Origin of the sequence: Burkholderia reimsis (genome assembly GCF_003294055.1) — a bacterium.
Lineage (GTDB): Bacteria > Pseudomonadota > Gammaproteobacteria > Burkholderiales > Burkholderiaceae > Burkholderia > Burkholderia cepacia.
The window spans coordinates 1-297 of sequence record NZ_QMFZ01000177.1; the positions used below are offsets into that span (position 1 = coordinate 1).

The 297-nt window shown below is 68.7% G+C and carries 1 pseudogene; it reads left to right on the forward strand.

Annotated elements, in window-relative coordinates:
* Positions 1-297: pseudogene (locus tag DPV79_RS43010) on the forward strand (hypothetical protein); the annotation flags it as partial.

The window sequence follows — 297 nt, forward strand, 5'->3', positions numbered from 1 at the left end:
TGGGCAACACGACGGTGTCGGGCGACAACGTGACGGTGGGCACCGGCGGCGACATCGGTGGCGACAACGTGACGGGCCACGCGAACCAGACGTGGACGCAGCAGCCGAACAGCACGGTGGCGGGTAAGACGAGCACGAACATCACCGCACCGAACCTGAACATCGCGGGTAACACCGGGATGGCGGGCGTGGGCAACACGACGGTGTCGGGCGACAACGTGACGGTGGGCACCGGCGGCGACATCGGCGGCGACAACGTGACGGGCCACGCGAACCAGACGTGGACGCAGCCGCCGA